Annotated in this window: 19 protein-coding genes; 9 read left to right on the top strand and 10 right to left on the bottom strand. The window is 67.9% G+C overall.

All coding sequences use genetic code 11. The features are described from left to right. Window positions 1-265: 265 nt before the first annotated feature. A complete protein-coding gene (locus NA4_RS29125; RefSeq protein WP_169811140.1) occupies window positions 266-685 on the bottom strand; it encodes a DUF5318 domain-containing protein in 420 nt (139 codons plus the stop codon). 136 nt (window positions 686-821) lie between these two features. Here NA4_RS29125 and NA4_RS42875 point away from each other — a divergent pair, with 136 nt between their 5' ends. From NA4_RS42875 to NA4_RS29115, 3 genes are all read left to right on the top strand, one after another. After that, the gene (locus NA4_RS42875; RefSeq protein ID WP_245671635.1) at window positions 822-965 is read left to right on the top strand and encodes a DUF1707 domain-containing protein; all 144 of its coding nucleotides are present in this window, start codon (window positions 822-824) and stop codon (window positions 963-965) included. 293 nt (window positions 966-1,258) lie between these two features. Then, window positions 1,259-1,816 carry a PadR family transcriptional regulator gene (locus NA4_RS29120; protein ID WP_067477117.1) on the top strand — a complete coding sequence of 186 codons (558 nt, stop codon included), beginning with the start codon at window positions 1,259-1,261 and terminating at the stop codon, window positions 1,814-1,816. Continuing rightward, the gene (locus NA4_RS29115) at window positions 1,809-2,909 is read left to right on the top strand and encodes an inositol-3-phosphate synthase (RefSeq protein WP_067477114.1); all 1,101 of its coding nucleotides are present in this window, start codon (window positions 1,809-1,811) and stop codon (window positions 2,907-2,909) included. The genes NA4_RS29120 and NA4_RS29115 overlap by 8 nt, the downstream gene beginning before the upstream one ends. A 69-nt stretch (window positions 2,910-2,978) precedes the next feature. On the opposite strand, the gene NA4_RS29110 is transcribed toward NA4_RS29115, so the two are convergent. The 6 genes from NA4_RS29110 to NA4_RS29085 form a co-directional block, all read right to left on the bottom strand. Continuing rightward, complete coding sequence (locus NA4_RS29110) at window positions 2,979-3,404, bottom strand: GyrI-like domain-containing protein (protein ID WP_067477111.1); 426 nt, start codon at window positions 3,402-3,404, stop codon at window positions 2,979-2,981. Window positions 3,405-3,413: 9 nt separating this feature from the next. Beyond that, window positions 3,414-3,872: a GyrI-like domain-containing protein gene (locus tag NA4_RS29105; protein WP_067477108.1), complete on the bottom strand. Its 459-nt coding sequence runs from the start codon at window positions 3,870-3,872 to the stop codon at window positions 3,414-3,416. 248 nt (window positions 3,873-4,120) lie between these two features. Beyond that, entirely contained in the window at window positions 4,121-6,385 is a 2,265-nt protein-coding gene (locus NA4_RS29100) for a transglycosylase domain-containing protein (RefSeq protein WP_084497528.1), read from the bottom strand. A gap of 370 nt (window positions 6,386-6,755) precedes the next feature. Then, window positions 6,756-7,655, bottom strand: coding sequence for a carbohydrate ABC transporter permease (locus tag NA4_RS29095; protein ID WP_174553011.1), 900 nt, complete (start codon window positions 7,653-7,655; stop codon window positions 6,756-6,758). A 106-nt stretch (window positions 7,656-7,761) separates the two neighbouring features. Beyond that, window positions 7,762-8,721 (bottom strand): carbohydrate ABC transporter permease, encoded by a 960-nt coding sequence (locus NA4_RS29090; protein ID WP_067477136.1) that lies wholly within the window; start codon window positions 8,719-8,721, stop codon window positions 7,762-7,764. Between the two features lie 114 nt (window positions 8,722-8,835). Beyond that, the gene (locus tag NA4_RS29085; protein ID WP_067477133.1) at window positions 8,836-10,137 is read right to left on the bottom strand and encodes an ABC transporter substrate-binding protein; all 1,302 of its coding nucleotides are present in this window, start codon (window positions 10,135-10,137) and stop codon (window positions 8,836-8,838) included. A gap of 121 nt (window positions 10,138-10,258) precedes the next feature. On the opposite strand from NA4_RS29085, the gene NA4_RS29080 reads away from it, so the two are divergent. Both NA4_RS29080 and NA4_RS29075 read left to right on the top strand, forming a co-directional pair. Beyond that, window positions 10,259-11,113: a DUF2786 domain-containing protein gene (locus NA4_RS29080; protein ID WP_245671634.1), complete on the top strand. Its 855-nt coding sequence runs from the start codon at window positions 10,259-10,261 to the stop codon at window positions 11,111-11,113. Between the two features lie 118 nt (window positions 11,114-11,231). Next, a complete protein-coding gene (locus NA4_RS29075) occupies window positions 11,232-11,744 on the top strand; it encodes a TIGR04338 family metallohydrolase (protein ID WP_067477105.1) in 513 nt (170 codons plus the stop codon). A gap of 64 nt (window positions 11,745-11,808) precedes the next feature. Here NA4_RS29075 and NA4_RS29070 read toward each other — a convergent pair whose 3' ends face one another. After that, a complete protein-coding gene (locus NA4_RS29070; protein ID WP_067477102.1) occupies window positions 11,809-12,786 on the bottom strand; it encodes an o-succinylbenzoate synthase in 978 nt (325 codons plus the stop codon). A 106-nt stretch (window positions 12,787-12,892) separates the two neighbouring features. Between NA4_RS29070 and NA4_RS29065 the strand changes: the two genes are divergently transcribed. After that, window positions 12,893-13,297, top strand: a complete 405-nt coding sequence (locus NA4_RS29065; protein WP_157129372.1) for a hypothetical protein — start codon at window positions 12,893-12,895, stop codon at window positions 13,295-13,297. Between the two features lie 43 nt (window positions 13,298-13,340). Then, the gene (locus NA4_RS29060) at window positions 13,341-13,679 is read left to right on the top strand and encodes a hypothetical protein (RefSeq protein ID WP_067477096.1); all 339 of its coding nucleotides are present in this window, start codon (window positions 13,341-13,343) and stop codon (window positions 13,677-13,679) included. Window positions 13,680-13,717: 38 nt separating this feature from the next. On the opposite strand, the gene NA4_RS29055 is transcribed toward NA4_RS29060, so the two are convergent. After that, window positions 13,718-14,887, bottom strand: coding sequence for a thiolase family protein (locus tag NA4_RS29055; protein ID WP_067477093.1), 1,170 nt, complete (start codon window positions 14,885-14,887; stop codon window positions 13,718-13,720). Window positions 14,888-14,986: 99 nt separating this feature from the next. On the opposite strand from NA4_RS29055, the gene NA4_RS29050 reads away from it, so the two are divergent. Next, the gene (locus tag NA4_RS29050; RefSeq protein ID WP_174553010.1) at window positions 14,987-15,514 is read left to right on the top strand and encodes a winged helix-turn-helix transcriptional regulator; all 528 of its coding nucleotides are present in this window, start codon (window positions 14,987-14,989) and stop codon (window positions 15,512-15,514) included. A gap of 270 nt (window positions 15,515-15,784) precedes the next feature. On the opposite strand, the gene NA4_RS29045 is transcribed toward NA4_RS29050, so the two are convergent. After that, window positions 15,785-16,867 carry an ABC transporter ATP-binding protein gene (locus tag NA4_RS29045; protein WP_067477124.1) on the bottom strand — a complete coding sequence of 361 codons (1,083 nt, stop codon included), beginning with the start codon at window positions 16,865-16,867 and terminating at the stop codon, window positions 15,785-15,787. Window positions 16,868-17,161: 294 nt separating this feature from the next. Here NA4_RS29045 and NA4_RS29040 point away from each other — a divergent pair, with 294 nt between their 5' ends. After that, window positions 17,162-17,956 carry an LLM class F420-dependent oxidoreductase gene (locus tag NA4_RS29040; RefSeq protein ID WP_067477090.1) on the top strand — a complete coding sequence of 265 codons (795 nt, stop codon included), beginning with the start codon at window positions 17,162-17,164 and terminating at the stop codon, window positions 17,954-17,956. Window positions 17,957-18,279 lie beyond the last annotated feature (323 nt).

The raw sequence follows: 18,279 nt of genomic DNA, 5'->3' as shown, positions 1-18,279 counted from the left end.
CGGCGCGCCGGGGCGCGCACCGGGGGGAGGGCCCGGCCGTGCGCCGGGCGGAGGCCCGGGACGGGGATTCTGGTACGGGTTGGGACCTGGAGGTGAATTGCGTTGCGGACGGCTGCCTGGTTCATCGCCGCGGGGGGACTCGTAGGGCGAATTCACTGACAAGATCTCCATAACTCGTAGCGGTCCAGGTGGCTATCAGCGCTGGTCACCGGGGCGGACGCAGGTCGGCTCCGCGAGTCACCCGCCGGGCAGATGACCAGGCACTTCATTCGGCGGCGGTGCGCCGGTTCGCGCGTGTCCCGGTGCGGCGGCGCGGCGGTGCCGGCGCGGAACCGAGCACATAGGACTGCACCAGATGATTCCAGCTGCAGGTCCGGCATACCTCGACGACATGAACCGAGAACTCCTCGCGAGTCTCGGCGAGGCGCGTGAGCTCCTCGGGTGTGCGAGCCGATCCGGCGACCGGTCCGAGGCCGTCGCCGAAGACCCAGGATACGAGGGTCAGCTGTTCTTTCCGGCAGATGGGGCATGTGACCTCGCTCCCCCGACCGTGGAACTTCGCCGCACGCAAGAGATAAGGATTCGCATCACATACCTCGGCGACATCGACCCGGCCCGCATAGACGTCAGCCAGCAGCGACCGGCGCCGGAGGGCGTAGTCGACCACTTGCCGCTGAATTCGCACGAGAACCAGAGTAGCGGTGTTGCCATCGGGCCGCCCCGGGCTGTGCGGATTGCCCGGTCGGCGATCCGTCCGGGTAGCGGCCCGTCGCGCCGCTACCCGGACTCCGATCCGTCTGTGTCCACCGCAGTATCCGGGCATGCGAGCGCGTGACCTCGACCGCGCCGCCGCGTCCAGCCTGCTGGATGCCGCCTACGCCGAGGGACAACTCGGCGCAGACGAGAACCACGACACAATCGCGACGGCAGCGGACGCTCGGCGAATTGACCCGGCTCACCGCTGATCTGCAAACCCCGCCGACGCGGGGGAGTTCGCTGCCGACCGGCCGCAAGTCACGCGGAAAACGTTGCGGCGCCCCGCATCCGGGACAGGTATCCACGTCACGGGCAAGGGTTGGTGCGTCCGGCTCTGTGACGGTCACATTCGCGGGCGAGCCGCTTGCCGTCCATCCGCCCTCTCGCTGACCTGGCGCGTCGTCCATCGAGCGGCGACGACTGTGCACGGATGTATCGCTCCGATATAGTGGAAAGTCGCATCCATCGGTTAGGTCTGAACACAGTCAGGGGGTGAAGCCCGGTGCTCGAACTGGCAATTCTCGGGCTGCTCCTCGAAGCGCCCATGCACGGTTACGAGCTGCGCAAGCGGCTGACCGGCCTGCTCGGGGCGTTTCGGGCCTTCTCCTACGGATCGCTCTATCCGACACTGCGCCGGATGCAGGCGGACGGGTTGATCGCCGAGGAGATCCCCGCGGGCGCGACGACACGTCGTGCGCGCCGGGTTTACCAGCTGACTCCGGCGGGGCGGGAGCGGTTCAACGAATTGCTCGCCGACACCGGACCGCAGAACTACACCGACGACGGCTTCGGCGTGCACCTGGCCTTCTTCAGCCGCACCCCCGCGGAGGCGCGGATGCGGATTCTGGAGGGCAGGCGGCGTCAGGTCGAGGAGCGCCGAGAGGGGCTCCGGGAGGCGATCAAGAAGGCCAGTGGGTCCTTGGATCGCTACACCCGGCAACTCCATCAACTCGGACTCGAATCAAGCGAGCGCGAAGTGCGCTGGCTCAACGAGTTGATTGCGGCGGAGCAATCGACGAAGGCGGCACCACAGAAAGAGGGAAATATCGGCCATGAGTGACGACAAAAAGGCTGACAACGCCACGGAAGTTCGCGTCGCCATCGTAGGTGTGGGCAACTGCGCCTCGTCGCTGGTCCAAGGCGTGCAGTACTACAAGGACGCGGACGAGTCCTCGACCGTTCCCGGGCTGATGCATGTGAAGTTCGGGCCGTACCACGTTCGCGACGTCAAGTTCGTCGCCGCGTTCGACGTGGACGCGAAGAAGGTCGGCTTCGACCTGGCCGAGGCGATCTTCGCCAGTGAGAACAACACGATCAAGATCTCCGACGTGCCGCCGAGCGACGTCGTCGTGCAGCGCGGCCCCACCCTGGACGGCATCGGCAAGTACTACGCGCAGACCATCGAGCTGTCCGAGGCCGAGCCGGTCGACGTGGTCAAGGTGCTGAAGGACCACAAAGTCGACGTGCTGGTGTCCTACCTGCCGGTGGGCTCGGAGGAAGCCGACAAGTTCTACGCGCAATGTGCCATCGACGCCGGTGTCGCGTTCGTGAACGCTCTGCCGGTGTTCATCGCCTCCGACCCGGTGTGGGCGGAGAAGTTCACCAAGGCCGGTGTGCCGATCGTCGGCGACGACATCAAGAGCCAGGTCGGCGCGACCATCACCCACCGCGTGATGGCCAAGCTGTTCGAGGATCGCGGCGTGCAGCTCGACCGCACCATGCAGCTCAACGTCGGCGGCAACATGGACTTCAAGAACATGCTCGAGCGCGAGCGCCTGGAGTCCAAGAAGATCTCCAAGACGCAGGCCGTCACCAGCAACCTCAAGAAGGAACTCGGCGCGAACGACGTGCACATCGGCCCGTCCGACCACGTCGGCTGGCTCGACGACCGCAAGTGGGCCTACGTCCGCCTGGAGGGCCGCGCCTTCGGTGACGTGCCGCTGAACCTGGAGTACAAGCTCGAGGTGTGGGACTCGCCGAACTCGGCGGGCATCATCATCGACGCGGTGCGCGCGGCGAAGATCGCCAAGGACCGCGGCATCGGCGGACCGGTCATCCCGGCCTCGGCATACCTGATGAAGTCCCCGCCCCAGCAGCTCGCCGACGATGTGGCGCGCACCCAGCTCGAAGCGTTCATCATCGGCGCCGAGTGACTCGGTGAACACCGATGCAAGCCGGCCGGAGGCGCAAGCTCCCGGCCGGCTGCGTCACTCGCACGCGCTCTAGTCCAGCGAGACGTAGACCTCCACGGAGGCCGGGCCGGTGTAGCGCTCGACCTCTGCGGTGTGGGAGCGGGTGATGGTTCCCGCGTTCTCCGCTTTCGCGACCTGGGCCCATGCGGTACGCAGCAGGTCGTAGGGCTTGTCGGCGACGACGAACTTCGCGTAGCGGCCGCGCGGGATGATGGTGAGCACGTCGCCCGGGTCCAACTCCTCCATCCCGGCGAGTTCGTAGCCGAGCACGGCGACGGCATGGTCGTTCTGGCCGATATAGGCGGCCACCCGGGGCACGTTCTTCTCCCGCGCCAGATACCGGTCCCAGGTGAAGTTGACCAGGTCGAGGTCGCGCGCGGTGACCTCGCGGCCGGCGAGCGGCACGGTGAGGCCCGCGACCATACTCTGCTCCAATGTGACGATCTCGAAATCCACTGTCTGTTCCTACTCGTCGACCTGATCGTCGGCCAATGCCACGAAGACTTCCGCCGTGCGGGCGTCGGGATAGTGCTCCCAGTCGCCGGTATAGGCGCGCACGAGGCGGCCCGCGGCCTCCGCGTCCCACACCGCGCGCCAAATGCTCACGATGGTGTCGCCTAGGTTGTCGCCGCTGGCGATGAACCGGGCGAACCGGCCGGCGGGCACCCGGGCGAGCACGTCACCGGGGAGCAGATCGGCCAGGCTGTGACAGCGGTAGCCGACGATATGGGTCAGGTACGAATTGATCTCCGGCGCATGGTCGACGTACGCCGTGGTCGGCGGTCCGGGCAGCTTGCGAGCCAGGTTGCGCTTCCACGCCTCTTCGACTTTCGCGCGGCGCGGCCCCTCGACCGCGAGCGCGGGGCTGCGAAGCACTGTTCCCGCCACCAGCGTCTCGGGTTGGTCAACGACATTGAAATCCACCGGCGTAGCCCCTATGTCTCGTCTGTCTCCACTTGGCGTCGCTCCCGGTGCCCCTCATGGTGACGCAGGCTACCGCCTCCGGGCCCGTCGCTCGCGCCGCGCTGTCGTCGCTCGAGCGCATATCCTTCCGCATCGTTTCCGCGGTTCCGGCGTCGGCCTCCGACGCACTCGCTGTTCGCTCTCACTCTGGCCAACGATGCTGCCATGTCATCCGTTCCTCCGGGCCACGGAAGGTCACAGCATCATCGCTATCCCGGAACCGGAATGCTGAGTCCAGGGAAAATCTCGACTTCCCTGGGCGGCTGCGTGGTGGGTGGGATGATGACGGGCTCGCGCTCCGGCGACTGCTGCGGCGGATTCAGGATGTCGTAGGCCCCGCCGGAGGGCTTGCTCTGATTCGGCTGCGCCGGCGTACCAGGGAACTGCTCGATCGGAGTGCCGTCGAGGGCGTTGTCCATGACCTGTTTCCAGATGTCGGCGGGCAGGCCGGAGCCGTAGATGTCGGCGCCGCGCGCGGTCCGGATCGGCTGCGACTGTTCGGTGCCGATCCACACCGCCGTGGACAGCGAGGGGGTGAAGCCGATCATCCATGCGTCTTTGTTCGCGTCGCTGTCGCCGAGCTGGGTGGTGCCGGTCTTGGCGGCCGAGGGACGGTTGTTCTTCAGCCCGTGCCCATTGGAGTAGGCCGCGATCGGGGTCATCGCCTGAACGGTTTTCTGCGCGATGGTCTGGGAGATGCGCTGCTGGCCCGGCGGCATCTGCTTGCCGGCCCGCTGGTCCGGGGCGCCGCGATCCAGCAGCACGCGCCCGTCACCGGTCACCACCCGCTGCACGAAGTACGGCTGGTGGTAGACGCCCGACGCGCCGATCGTGGCGTATGCCGAGGCCATATCGAAGGGGCGGACCAGATACTGGCCGAGAACGATGCCGTTCAGCGGTTTTCCACCGTCTTCGGTCAGCGTCTTGCCCGCTACGCCGGGCATCTCCTCGGGGATGCCCGCCGCGTGCGCCGCGTCGGCGATGGACTGAGGCCCGTCGAACATCGACATGGTCAACCGGTAGAAGCTGGTGTTCAGCGAGCGCTTCAGCGCCTCGGCCATGGTGCACTTCCCGCAGGACTCGCCGTCCACGTTGGTGATCCGGGTGCGGTTGTCGGTCACCGGGGAGCTGTCCAGCATGCGAGACAGCGGAATGCTCTGCTGCTGCGCGGCTATCACCGCGAAGACCTTGAACGCCGATCCGGTTTGCAACGGCGCCTGGGCGAAGTCGAAGCCGATGCCGTCGTGGCCGCCGAAGTAGGCGCGCACCGCGCCGGAGCGTGGATCAATCGACACCACCGCCGCGCGAAGTTCCGGTGGCTGCCCATCGAGCCGAGCACGCACTGCGTCGAGCACCGCCTGCTGCGCGTTCGCGTCGATGGTGGTGGTGATCTGCAGTGCGCCGGTGTTCAATTCGCGTTCGCTGATACCGGAGGCGCGCAGCTCGCGCACCACCTGGTTGCGGATCAAACCCTCCGGGCCGCGGGTCACGTTGTCGTCGGGGATCTCGGAGAGCGGGATGATCGGCGGAAACATCGTCGCGTCGCGATCGCCCGGCGCCAGCACTTCCATCTCGACCATGCCGTCGAGCACGTAACGCCAGCGCTCCTTCAGATCCGGAAGATGAGTTTCCGGGTCCAGGATCGACGGCGTCCGGATCAGCGCGGCCAGCACCGCACCCTCGGCGAGGGTCAGCTGGTTCACCTGCTTGTCGAAGTAGGCCTCGGCCGCCGCCGCTATCCCGTAGGCCCCGCGGCCGTAATAGATTGTGTTGAGATAGGCGGCGAGGATATCGTCCTTGCTCCACTGCCGGGCCATCTTCGCCGCGATGATCAGCTCGCGCAGCTTGCGCGTGACGGTGCGCTCGGAGCCGAGGAACGCGTTCTTCACGTACTGCTGGGTGATCGTGGAGCCGCCGCCCGCGTTTTCGCGCCCGAGCAGGTTGTCGCGGACGGCGCGGAGAAAGCCGGAGGTCGAGTAACCGGGATTGGTGTAGAAGTTGCGATCCTCGGCGGACAGCACCGCTTCGCGTACCGGCCGCGGCACCTCCGACAACGGGACCGGCGTGCGATTGCCTTCGGGTGGAACGACCTTCGCGATCACGGTACTGCCATCGGCCGCGAGGACGGTGGCGATCTGGTTGCCCTGCATCGCCGTCGGATCCGGTATCTCGGCGCTCCAGTACGCCAGGACGGACAGCAGCGCGGGCACCACGCCGAACAGGATGAACAGGGCGAGCAGGAAACGGCGGACCCGTTCGGCCCTACTGCGTGGCGGTCGGTTCGGGTCGTGCACCGGAGGTGGCGTGGGATGGCGCTGTTTCCGGTGCGCCGTGTTTCGCTCGCGTCCCGCCCGCGCGGTCCGGTTCAGCGCTCGCGCGTTCCGGCCCGCGGTCGAGGAATACAGTGCGGGTCGGGGATTCCTCTTGGCGCCGCGCGTGCGCCCCGGCCGTTTGCGGAACGAGCTCACGATCATCTCCTCCCGGAGTGTCGGACGAACCCACCTGCACGAACACGATCGGAAAAGAGTATTGAGGAACCGAGTTTACAGTGTCCGTTGACAGCGGCTTCCGCTTCCAGGTGGCTGACGCGCGTGTGACGTCTCGCGCCCGGCGAGCTTCAGAGGATCGGCGCACCCCGGCTGCCGCGATTACCACATAAGGCAACCACATCGGCCCGACTCTCGATTTCGAGCGGAGCGAGATCGAGCATTGCCTGTTCGCGGCCCGGCTCGCGTCCGAGTGGCCGCCGCGCAAGCGACGAAGTCGCAAGCGGCGGTCGCTCGGACGCGAGCCACAAGGGGCCGCGAACACGCAGCGCCGCAGGCGCTGCAAATCAAACACAGCTCAGCTCTTCACGCCGCCCGCGGTGAGGCCCGAGATGATGCGGCGCTGGAAGAGCAGGACCATGATGACCAGCGGGATGGTGACGATGGTGCCCGCGGCCATGATCGCCGCGTACGGCTGGACCAAGGGGTTGTTGCCGGAGAAGCGGGCGATCGCGACCGTGACGGGCTCGGTCTTGTCGCTGGAAAGCAAACGGGCCAGCAAGTATTCGTTGACCGCGGCGATGAACGCCAGGATCGCGGTGGTGAACACGGCGGGGGCCGCGAGCGGCAGCATGACCAGACGGAAGGCCTGCATCTTGGTCGCGCCGTCGATCCGCGCCGCTTCCTCGAGTTCCCAGGGCAGTTCGGTGAAGAACGACGCGAGGATGTAGACCGTCATCGGCAGCACGAACGAGATGTTGGGGATGATCATCGCCTGGTACTCGCCGATCCAGCCGAGATTGGTGAACAGCTGGAACAGCGGGGTCACCAGCACGACCACGGGGAACATCGAGGCGCTCAGGATCAGTCCGGACACCACGTACTTGCCCCGGAAGGTCAGCCGCGCCAGCGCGTACGCGGCGAATACGCCGATCACCAAGGCGATCACCGTGGTGGCCGCGCCGATGACGACGCTGTTCACCAGCGCCTTGCCGAAGTCGTTGCCGCGGCTGGTGTCGAACGCGTTGCGGAAGTTCTCCAACGTGACGTGCGTCGGCCACGGCGTGTTGTCGAAGGTGTAGTCGGGGTCGCGGAACGCGGTGACGGCCATCCAGTAGAACGGCGCGAGACCCCAGACCAGGACGATCAGGGCGCCGAGGTACAACCGCACCGAACCGAGCCGCTTGGTCCACGGAACCGGCGGCGCGGCGGCCTCTTCCGCCTGCGCGGCGGGCTTGTTCGTCGTCTGCACGGACATCAGTGCGCCTCCCGTGTCGTGCGGGACACGTGTCTCATCCGGCCCTCGGCGTTCATGCGGGACACCCGCACCCGGTCGGGACGGACGAGCGTTTCGTGATCGTGTCTCATCCGGCCCTCCGCTGCTCTTCCTGGGTGCGAACCGCGTTCGCGCCCAGGACCTTCACCAGCACGAACGCCACCGCGAAGATCAAAAGGAAGGTGATCGTGGACAACGCGGCCGCGCTGTTGGGTCCTTGCCGGACCTGCTCGACCACCAGGATCGACACCGTGCGGGTGGACGGGTTGCCCAGCGTCATGATCGCGGGCAGGTCGTACATGCGCAGCGCGTCCATCGTGCGGAACAGCACCGCGACCAGCAGGGCCGGCTTCAGCAGTGGGAGCGTGATCTGGGTGAACCGCTGCCAGGCCGACGCGCCGTCGACCCGCGCCGCCTCGTACACGTCGGCCGGGATCACCTGAAGCCCCGCGAGCAGCAACAGCGCCATGAACGGCGTGGTCTTCCAGACGTCGGCCGCGATCACCGCGAACCGCGCGGGCCACTCGTCGGAGGTCCACAGGATGTGCGTGCCGAGGACCCGGTTCACCACGCCGTCGTACTGGAACATGAATTCCCACAACCGTGCCGTGACGGCGGTCGGGATGGCCCACGGAATCAGCACGGCCGCGCGCAGCAGCGCCCTGCCCCGGAAGGTCTTGCCCATCACCATGGCCATGCCGAGGCCGAGCGTCAGCTCGAGCGCGACCGTCACGACCGTGAAGAACAACGTGACGCCGATGGCCAGCCAGAATTGCGAGCCCAGATTGCCGGTCGGGCAGGGCACCGTCTCGCCGGTCGCGACCTGACACTGCTGCAGCAGCCAGTGCGTGTAGTTGGCGAACCCGGCACTGCCGCCCTCGACGAACATGCCGGTCGCCGGGTCGAGCCCGGAGTCCTTCTGGAAGGACATCCACAGTGCCCGGACCACCGGATATCCGATGACGACCGCGAGCGCGAGCAGCACCGGCGTGACGAACAGCCAGGCTTTCCCGGAACGTCGCAGTTCCAGCCCTATCGTCGCGACGATGCCGCGTCTGGCCGGAACGAAATCGTCGTCTTTCGGCGCGATAGTCGCCGTTCCCGAAGGATCCGACACCGTTTCTCTCTCCTGCGGGTTCGTCGGGTCCGTTGCAATCAGCGCTTACGATCCGGCGGTCTCGATGCCCTTCTGCATACCGGTGATCGCGTCATCGACGGACTTGGTTCCGTTCAACGCAGCATAGGCGTTGTCCTGAATGGCCTTGGACACCGCGGGATAGAACGGGGTGACCGGGCGCGGCACCGCGCTGGCGATCGAGTCCTTGAGCGCGGGCAGGTACGGCATCTTCGCGATCAGCGCGGGGTCGTCGTACATCGACGCGCGCACCGAGGGCAGCGCGCCGGAGGCGACGATGTGCTGGGCGTCCTCACTGATCAGGAAGCGCAGGAAGTCCAGCGCGGTGGCCTTGTTCTTGGAGAACGCGCTGATCGCCGCGTTGTAGCCGCCGAGGGTCGAGGCGCCGACGCCGTTCTCGCCGGGCAGCGGAGCGACCGCGAACTTGTCCTTCACCGCAGAGGCCTCGCCGCCGACGTCGCCGAAGGTGGACGGCCACGACCGCAGGAACAGCAGCTTGCCCTGCGCGAAGGCGTTGCTGGACTCCGGCTCCTTGAAGGTGATGGCTTCCTTCGGGATGTCGCCGCTGTTGTACGCGTCGACCAGCACCTTCAGTCCGGCGCGCGACTGCGGGCTGTTCACCGTGGGGGTCTTGCCGTCGGCGCCGACGAAGCTGCCGCCGTAGGCGTTGATGACCTCGGCCGCGTTCACGGTGAGACCTTCGTAGGGCGCGAACTGGCCCGCGTAGCAGCCGATGTTCTGCTCACGCGCGATCTGGCACTGGGCCAGCATCTCGTTCCACGTCTTGGGCGGGCTGGGCACCAGGTCCTTGCGGTAGAACAGCAGGCCGCCGTTGGTGTTGCGGGGTGCGGCGTAGAGGGTGTTGTTGTAGGTGGCGCTGGCTACCGGTGGGGAGAGCAGCGCGGTGGTGTCGACGGCGAAGGAGTCCTTCAGCGGCTGGATCCAGCCCTTGGCGGCGAACTCGGCCGTCCACGGCACGTCCAAGGCGACCACGTCGTAGTTGGACTGCTTCGAGCGCATGTGCTCGACCAGGTCGTCGTACTGCTGCGAGGCGTCGTTCGACTGCTCTTTGAAGGTCACCTGCTCGTCGGGGTGCGTGGCGTTCCAGCGCTCGATCAACTGCTTGACCGCGCCGGTCTCGGTGGTGTCCTTGCCCTCGACATAGGTGATCGGGCCGCGCCCGGTGAGGTTCTGGCTGATCGGGCTGCCGCCGCTGTCGCTGGTGCATGCGCTGGTGAACGTCGCGGCCAGCAGCGCGACGGACGCGGCCGCCACCGCGGCTCGCGGCACGAGCGACGAACGTAGGGCCGACACCTTCTTCACAGCCATCGCAAACACTCCAGGATCAATCGTGAGCGGCAGCACACCCTGCCGGTGCACAAGGCAAGATACATGGTGTCGATCCGGCACGCCGGAGAGTGGCGCGAAGTCCCGGTTTACGCTTGGCCTGATGACTTCGCCGAACGCGGTTCCCGATCGGATGCTCACCCGCATCGGTGGCCTGCTGCGCAAGGCCGAATCCACCGACAACGAACACGAGGCCGAAGCGTTTCTCGCCGCGGCTCAGCGGCTGGCCACGAAGTCCTCCATCGACCTGACGGTGGCGCGGGCGCACATCGCGGGACGCGAGCGCAGGCCGACGCCGGTGCAGCGGGTCATTCCGATCGGCGAGCCGGGCAAGCGTGGACTGCGCACCTATGTCCAGTTGTTCGTCGCGATCGCCTCGGCCAACGACGTGCGCTGCGACGTAGCCAGGACCTCGACGCAGGTCTACGCCTACGGCTTCGACTCCGACATCGACACCTGCGCGGCGCTGTACGCCAGTTTGTTGGTGCAGATGGTGCGGGCCTCCGACCAGTACATCAAGTCGGGTGCCTACCGGTCGGCCACTGTGGAGAAGGTTGTCGTGGAGAAGCGCTGGGGACGTCAGGTTCGGCGCCGGGTGCAGGTGCCGGTCGCGGGCGTAACGGCACGGCTGAACTTCCAGATGGCTTTCGCCGCGCGGATCGGGCGTCGGCTGGCGGAGGTGAAGGCGGAAGTCGAAGCGGAAGTGTTGCCCGGGGACGCTGGTGCGACCAGTACCGCCCTGGCTCTACGTGACAAAGAGATCGAGCTCACAGACTTCTACTCGCGGACATCGGAGGCGCGCGGCACCTGGCGCGGGCCGCAGGAGTCGACGGGTCATTCGGCGGCGGCGCGGGCAGCGGGGGATCGCGCGGGCAGAGCCGCACGGATCGGCGGGTCGCCCGAACTACCGTCTACCCGTGCGCAATTGACCCGGCCCGACGCCAGCGGCCCGCCGTGAGTGGGACGCGCTCGGTAGGTGCGGGCGAACCCGGTCGTCTCGACTCATCCGACGCGCCGGCGGACAATCGTGTGCTCCTCTTCGCGGATGGTTCGGCACCGACTGAGGAGCAGCGTCGGTGACCGTGCGCGACAGTCAGCGCGCCAAGGTGTACGACGCCGAGCAATTGGTGCGCGGGGCATTCGATCGAGCCGACGAGCATGGCGTGCGAACCGTCGAGCTGTACGGCTCGCATCTCACCTTGCCGATCGAGCGCCGATTCGCCTCGGTGGAGTCCGTGCAGAGCTACGCCGACAAGGTGCTGGCGCTCAACTGGGTTCGGGCGCGGTGGGAACGGGCCGCGAGGCCGGTGCGCGTCCGTGCGCGCTCCGGAGTGACCGCCGCGCATTACGAAGCTGCCGAGGCGGTCCTCGCGGTCCCGCTGCACACCGGCGGCACCGCTTGGGCGCTGCGCGAGCTGGTGATCCTGCACGAACTAGCACATCACCTGGAACCCGCTCCCGCCTCCGTCGCCCCGCACGGCCCCGAATTCTGCGACCGCTACATAGACCTGGTCGACAGCATCATCGCCCCCGAAGCAGCGCTCCTCCTCCGCACGACGATGCTCGGCTGCGGAGTACGGCTCGGGTGAGCTTCGAGTGGCACATGGTGTAGGGCCCTCTCGCGTTTCTCCGCAGCCGTGTGCCACTCGCTGATCAGGGGGTGGGGGAGTGGAGGGTGGAGACGCGGGTGAGGCGGTTTTGCCACCAGGTGGTGCGGTCGGGGTCGGGGTGGCGGTGGCGTTCCAGCAGGTCGGGGTCGGGTTCGGGTGGGGTGCGGCGGACTGGGAGGTAGCCGTCGACCGGGCGGAGGGAGCCGGGGGTTACGTCGCCTGTGAGCAGGCTCAAGGTGCCGAGGCCGCAGGCGAAGTCGAGTTCCGGGAGTGCGCCGGCCAGTGCCAGCTGGGCGGCGAGGCCGACGCTGGTCTCCAATGCGGAGGAGACCACACACGGCAGGCCCGCGGCCTCGGCCACCTGGAGGGCCCGGCGGACGCCTCCGAGTGGGGTGCACTTGAGCACGGCGATATCGGCGGCCCCGGCGATCGCGACCCGCAACGGGTCCTCGGCGCGGCGGATGGATTCGTCGGCGGCGATGCGGACCTCGACGCGGCGGCGCACCGCGGCCAGCTCCTCGATGGTCCGGCACGGCTGTTCGACGTACTCCAGGCCGCCCGCGGCCTTATCGATCCGGTCGATATGGCGCACGGCGGTGTCCACATCCCAGACCGCGTTGGCGTCGACCCGGATCGCACCGTTGTGGCCGAGCGCGTCGCGCACCGCCTCCACCCTGGCCAGATCCTCCGCGAGCGAGTCGGGATGGTCGGCGACCTTCACCTTGGCGGTGCGGCAGCCGGATCGGGCGACGATCGCGTGCGCATCCTCCGGACCGACTGCGGGCACGGTGCAATTGATCGGGATCCGGTCCCGCACCGGCTCGGGCCAGCCCGCCGTGACCTGTTCCACGGCCGTGGCCAGCCACGCGGCGGACTCCTGGTCGTCGTATTCCGGGAACGGGCAGAACTCGCCCCACCCCAGTGGCCCGTGGATCAGCATCCCCTCCCGCACCGTGATGCCACGGAATCGGGTCCGCATCGGGATGGCATAGACGACGCTCTGCGTTGCGAAATCGCTCATTGCCGGTCAGCTTATTCGGCGGCGTTGTCCGATCGAGGGATTGCGCAGGTGGACTCGAGTAGTTTCGCGGAGTCGGCGTGGGACGGAAACGGGGATCGTCGACCACATGACCGGGACAGGCCCCCAGCAGCCATGGCCGTATCACTACGGGAGGTCCTCGCCACCTGTCGCTGGCAAGCAGCCCGTTCGGGCCTGGGACCTCACGCTCGCGGCTGTGCTGTACGTCGGCGCGGTAGCTCTCGGTTCGGCCGCTGCCTACTTCACTGTGTTCTTCGCCTTCGCCACCGACCCGTGCTCGTACGGCACATGCCGCACCGAGTACCTCACATGGGCGTTCGCGGTGTCCTGGGGTGGCACGGCCCTCGCGCTGCTCGGCACGCTCGCCGTGCTGATCGTGGCCGCGATCAGGCGCTGGTACCTGTGGTTCTGGCCGGTGCTGGCGATGCTGCTGATCGTCGGCTCGTACTGCGGTGGCCTCGCGCTCGCGGGGCAGATCTACACCGGACCGTGAGAGTCGAGATGCTATGTGGCCGTGCGGCGCTCATGCTGGGACCATGGAATGGGGCGTCCGGCGGCGACTGATCGACTTCCTGCGCGTGGCGCTGAGCTCCGTGCTAGTCCTCGGATTGGGTTGGCTGCTGGCCTCTTTCGTCCCGCTGTACGAAGTGCTCGCGCGCGACGGCCGGGATGGGCGCGGCGTCGCGTATCTGCCGTGGGCGCAGGTAATCGCCTGGACCGGCATCGCGGCATCGGTGCTCGCCGCGGTCGTCTCGGTGCTGGAGAAGGTGCGCCATCGCAAACCGATCGCCTGGACCCCGCTGCTGGCGGTGCCGCTGATCGTCGAATCCTGGCTGGTCGGCTTCCTGATCGCGATCGTGCTCGTCTCGATCTGAGCGCGGCACCCGCCCCTCGACGGGTACCGCGCGCTCGTTCACAGCCGTTCGAGGATGGTCGCGTTCGCCAAACCCCCTGCCTCACACATGGTTTGCAAGCCGTAGCGGACGCCGCGGTCCTGCATGGCGTGCACCAGGGTGGTCATCAGGCGTGCGCCGGACGCGCCGAGCGGATGCCCGATGGCGATGGCGCCGCCGTTGACGTTGACCTTGGCCAGGTCCGCTCCGGTGTCGTGCGCCCAGGCCAGCACCACCGGTGAGAACGCCTCGTTGATCTCGATCAGGTCGATGTCGGACAACCGCAGTCCGGCGCGCTGCAACGCCTTCCTGGTCGCCGGGATCACGGCGGTCAGCATCAAGAGCGGATCGTCACCGGCCACGGCGAAGCTGTGCAGCCGGGCGAGCGGCTTCAGCCCGAGTTCCGCTGCCCGCTCGCTGGTCATGATCAACACCGCCGCGCTGCCGTCGCTCACCTGGCTCGCGGACGCCGCGGTGATCTCCCAGCCGATCTGCGGGAAGCGGGCGGCCATGGCCGGGTCGTAGTAGGCGGGACGCAGCGCGGCCAGCGTCTCCAGCGTGCTGCCTACCCGGATGCCCTCGTCGGTGGCCAGTCCGCCGATCGGCGCGAGTTCTCTCGCGAACAGTCCGTTCTTGGTGGCCAGGGCGGCCTTCTCGTGGCTGCCGAGCGCGAACTCGTCGAGCTGGGTGCGGGTCAGTCCCCACCGGGCGGCGATCAGCTCGGCGCTGATGCCTTGCGGCACCAGGCCGTCCGGGTACCGTTCGGCGAAACCGGCACCGGAGACGTCGTCGGAGCCGATCAGGTTGGCTCCCATGGGCACGCGGCCCATCGACTCGACGCCCGCGGCCACGACGATGTCGTAGGCGCCGGCGATGACACCCTGCGCGGCGAAGTGGATCGCCTGCTGGCTGCTGCCGCACTGCCGATCGACGGTGGTGGCGGGGACGGATTCGGGATATCCGGCGGCCAGCGCGGCCCGCCGGGGCATATTGGCGCCCTGCTCGCCGACCTGGGTGACGATGCCACCGATCACGTCGTCGATGAGCGCGGGATCGATGCCGCTGCGATCCACTACCTCGCGCAGGCTGTGGGCCAGCAGGTCCACCGCGTTGATGTGGTGCAGTGCGCCGTTCGGCTTGCCTTTGCCGATCGGCGTGCGAACCGCTTCGACAATCACCGCGTCTCTCATGGTGCTTCCTTCCGGACCGAGAGCCGAGCTGCCATGCCTGGCTCTATTAACACATAGTCAGGATAGCTCTGGCGATAGTTGAGGCAAGTCAGGGTCGGTATGATGTTCGTCATGGCAGCAGTGATGGAAGGACCGTTGGCCGATCTGAGCTCGTGGAAGGCCGATGAGTGCTCGATCGCCAAGGCACTCGACATCGTCGGCACCCGCTCGGCGGTGCTCATCCTGCGCGAGGCGTACTACGGGACCCGCCGGTTCGACGGATTCGCCAGCCGGGTCGGCATCACCGACGCGGCCGCCGCCTCGCAGTTGCGCAAACTCACCGAGGCGGGCTTGCTGGCGAAACAGCCGTATCAAGAGGAGGGCAAGCGCACCAGGCACGAGTACGTGCTCACGCCGATGGGGCGGGATCTGCTGCCCGCGGTGCTCGCGCTCATGCAGTGGGGCAACGCGTACCTACAGGCGGGTCCGGCTCCGCTGCTGCTGGTCGAGGAGGCGACCGGCGCTCCGGTCCGGGTGCAGGTGCGCAGCGAGTCCGGCCGGGAGATCGAGCTGGAGGAACTCGGTGTGCGGCTCAACCAGGAGTACGTCCGCCAGCGGCGGAAACGCCGGTCCGGCGGGGACGCCTAGGCCGCCGCGGCCGCCGCCGTCGTCGCCGCGAGCAATCAGCGCATCGACTACGCCTGCGGCGGTGGAACGGAAGCGACAAGCGGCCGGGATGGCGCGGCGGGACCCGTCGACCCGATAACTTGCCGCACGGCGCACGAGTGGGGCGGCCGAACGCGTTCCCAGCCCGCGGGTCTCATCGGCCGTTCAACGCGATCCAGGGTGGATTGCGACCGACATCGACGGCGGACCCGCTCGCCCGGATGGCTCCGGCGAGCGGGTCTCGGTGGGCGCTCAGTCGAGCCGACTGCCGTCGGTGCCGAAGAAGTAGATGTGCTCGGCGTCGGTGGCCAGCCGCAGGCGAGTGCCCTTCGCGGGCGGATTGCGCCAGTCCGCGCGCGCCACAATGGTTTCCCCGGCGCCGCCGGTCCCGTCCCCGACGCTGGTGCGGCCGTAGATGTAGGCATCGGAGCCCAGCTCCTCCACCACGTCGACTTCCATCTCGATACCGGAGCCGTTGCCCAGTTCGAAGTGTTCCGGCCGGATACCGACCGTGACGGTGGTCCCCGCCGCGTCGGCGACCGAACGCGGCAGCGGCACCGCATGCCCGCCCAGCTCGACTCCGCCATCGGTGACCGGGAGCGTGAACAGGTTCATGGCGGGCGAGCCCATGAAGCCCGCGACGAACACATTGGCCGGATCGCGGAACAGGTCGCGCGGCGTGGCGCACTGCTGCAGCAGGCCGTCCTTCAGCACGGCGACCCGATCGCCCATGGTCATCGCCTCGACCTGGTCGTGCGTGACGTACACCGTGGTGGTGCCGAGCCTGCGCTGCAACTGCGCGATCTGGGTGCGGGTCTGCACCCGCAGCTTCGCGTCGAGGTTGGACAGCGGCTCGTCCATCAGGAATACCTGTGGCTGACGCACGATCGCGCGACCCATCGCGACCCGCTGGCGCTGGCCGCCGGACAGCGCCTTCGGCTTGCGATCCAGGTAGGGCTCCAGGTCGAGCAGCTTCGCCGCCTCCAGGACCCGCTTCTCCTTCTCCGCCTTGGCGACCTTGGCCAGCTTCAGCGCGAAGCCCATGTTCTCCGCGACGGTCATGTGCGGGTAGAGCGCGTAGTTCTGGAACACCATGGCGATGTCGCGCTCCTTGGGCTCGGCGTGCGTCACGTCGCTCGCGCCGATCAGGATGCGGCCGTCGTTGACCTCCTCCAGCCCGGCGAGCATGCGCAGCGAGGTCGACTTCCCGCAGCCGGACGGACCGACCAGCACCAGGAACTCACCGTCCGTGATCTCCAGATTCAGCCGATCCACCGCGGGTTTGGCGGCACCGGGGTAGAGCCGCGTCGCGTGGTCGAAGGTCACAGTGGCCATGACGAATTCACATCCCATCCCGGCAGGAACGTGCCGGACGATCCGAGTAAGGGTTTGCGCGGCGATCCTATCGGGAGCGCCCAGCCTTGGCCACGGCTGTAGGCCGGAGAACGCGCGCGGAACGCCCGCGCGTACGACCTCGTCGCTACCGTCGGCCAGTCGGGTGATCGCGATCCCGACCCGGACCCGCCGCGGGGGCTTCGACGTGCTGCGGGCACCGGGCGGCTACCTGCGGGAACCCGGCCGCGCCGGTAGCCTCGATCGGGGAGTCCACCCGAGCGACGAGGAGCACGCATGAGTCGTCCAGTTCGTATCGGAGTTCAGCTGCAGCCGCAGCACGCGCCCGCGTACGGGCTGATCCGCGACGCGGTGCTGCGGTCCGAGGACGCGGGTGTCGACATCGTGTTCAACTGGGACCATTTCTTCCCGCTCACCGGCGACCCGGACGGCGCGCACTTCGAGTGCTGGACGATGCTGGGCGCTTTCGCCGAGCAGACCGAGCGGGTGGAAATCGGCGCGCTGGTCACCGGCGGCGGCTACCGCAATCCCGACCTGCTGGCCGACATGGCGCGCACGGTCGACCACATCAGCGGTGGCCGCCTCATTCTCGGCATCGGCGCGGGCTGGTTCCAGAAGGACTACGACCAGTACGGCTACGACTTCGGCACGCCGGGCAGCAGGCTCGCCCTGCTGAAGGAGAACCTGACCCGGATCACCGCCCGGCTGCCCAAGCTCGATCCGCGGCCGACCCGGGACATCCCGATCCTGATCGGCGGTGGTGGCGAGAAGAAGACGTTGCGGCTGGTCGCCCAGTACGCCGACATGTGGCACACCTTCGCCGACCTGGATCTGCTCGCGCACAAGAACCAGGTGCTCGCCGGCCACTGCGCCGCCGTCGGCACCGACCAGGCGCGCATCGAACGCTCGGTGCAATGGCCCGGTGTGGCCAGGGCGCAGAGTTTCGTCGACGCGGGCGTGACGACGTTCACCGTCGGCGTCAGCGGGCCGGCCTACGACCTCAGCGAGCTCGAAGCCGCCATACGGTGGCGCGACGAAGTCAACCCGGAACCTGTCAGCGGAATCGCCTGAGCACGATAGCTCGGCCGGGTGATCCGCGACGGCGCGGCAATCGGATCAGCGTGAAGGAAACTCTCGACCACCGCGCGGGCGAGGATTCGCCCGACCACGGCCCGGGGTAGCTGCGAAATAGCAAATTCCCGCGGCTAGGGTTGTCCGTCATGGCTGTTCTGCCCGTTGTGCGGTCTCGTGCACTGATCGCCGTGATATTGCTTGCTGTCGGTCTGAGTGCGACGGCGTGCGGTTCCGGGTCGGATGACGCGTCCACCGAGCGCAACCTCTGCGCACCGCCGGGCCTGGCCGCCGCGTCCGCCGCTCCCACCAACCTGGCCTCC

Source organism: Nocardia amamiensis NBRC 102102 (assembly GCF_001612745.1).
Classification (GTDB): Bacteria; Actinomycetota; Actinomycetes; order Mycobacteriales; family Mycobacteriaceae; genus Nocardia; species Nocardia amamiensis.
The sequence above is the reverse complement of the archived record's forward strand: the minus strand, read 5'-3'. Positions and strand labels throughout refer to the sequence as shown.

Coding starts and splice junctions, on each gene's coding strand:
- NA4_RS29095 (WP_174553011.1), bottom strand. CDS start 7,655: ATGTCCGTGCAGACGACGAACAAGCCCGCCGCGCAGGCGGAAGAGGCC.
- NA4_RS42875 (WP_245671635.1), top strand. CDS start 822: ATGCGAGCGCGTGACCTCGACCGCGCCGCCGCGTCCAGCCTGCTGGAT.
- NA4_RS29045 (WP_067477124.1), bottom strand. CDS start 16,867: ATGGCCACTGTGACCTTCGACCACGCGACGCGGCTCTACCCCGGTGCC.
- NA4_RS29100 (WP_084497528.1), bottom strand. CDS start 6,385: ATGATCGTGAGCTCGTTCCGCAAACGGCCGGGGCGCACGCGCGGCGCC.
- NA4_RS29065 (WP_157129372.1), top strand. CDS start 12,893: ATGACCGGGACAGGCCCCCAGCAGCCATGGCCGTATCACTACGGGAGG.
- NA4_RS29050 (WP_174553010.1), top strand. CDS start 14,987: ATGATGTTCGTCATGGCAGCAGTGATGGAAGGACCGTTGGCCGATCTG.
- NA4_RS29040 (WP_067477090.1), top strand. CDS start 17,162: ATGAGTCGTCCAGTTCGTATCGGAGTTCAGCTGCAGCCGCAGCACGCG.
- NA4_RS29070 (WP_067477102.1), bottom strand. CDS start 12,786: ATGAGCGATTTCGCAACGCAGAGCGTCGTCTATGCCATCCCGATGCGG.
- NA4_RS29060 (WP_067477096.1), top strand. CDS start 13,341: ATGGAATGGGGCGTCCGGCGGCGACTGATCGACTTCCTGCGCGTGGCG.
- NA4_RS29055 (WP_067477093.1), bottom strand. CDS start 14,887: ATGAGAGACGCGGTGATTGTCGAAGCGGTTCGCACGCCGATCGGCAAA.
- NA4_RS29115 (WP_067477114.1), top strand. CDS start 1,809: ATGAGTGACGACAAAAAGGCTGACAACGCCACGGAAGTTCGCGTCGCC.
- NA4_RS29085 (WP_067477133.1), bottom strand. CDS start 10,137: ATGGCTGTGAAGAAGGTGTCGGCCCTACGTTCGTCGCTCGTGCCGCGA.
- NA4_RS29080 (WP_245671634.1), top strand. CDS start 10,259: ATGACTTCGCCGAACGCGGTTCCCGATCGGATGCTCACCCGCATCGGT.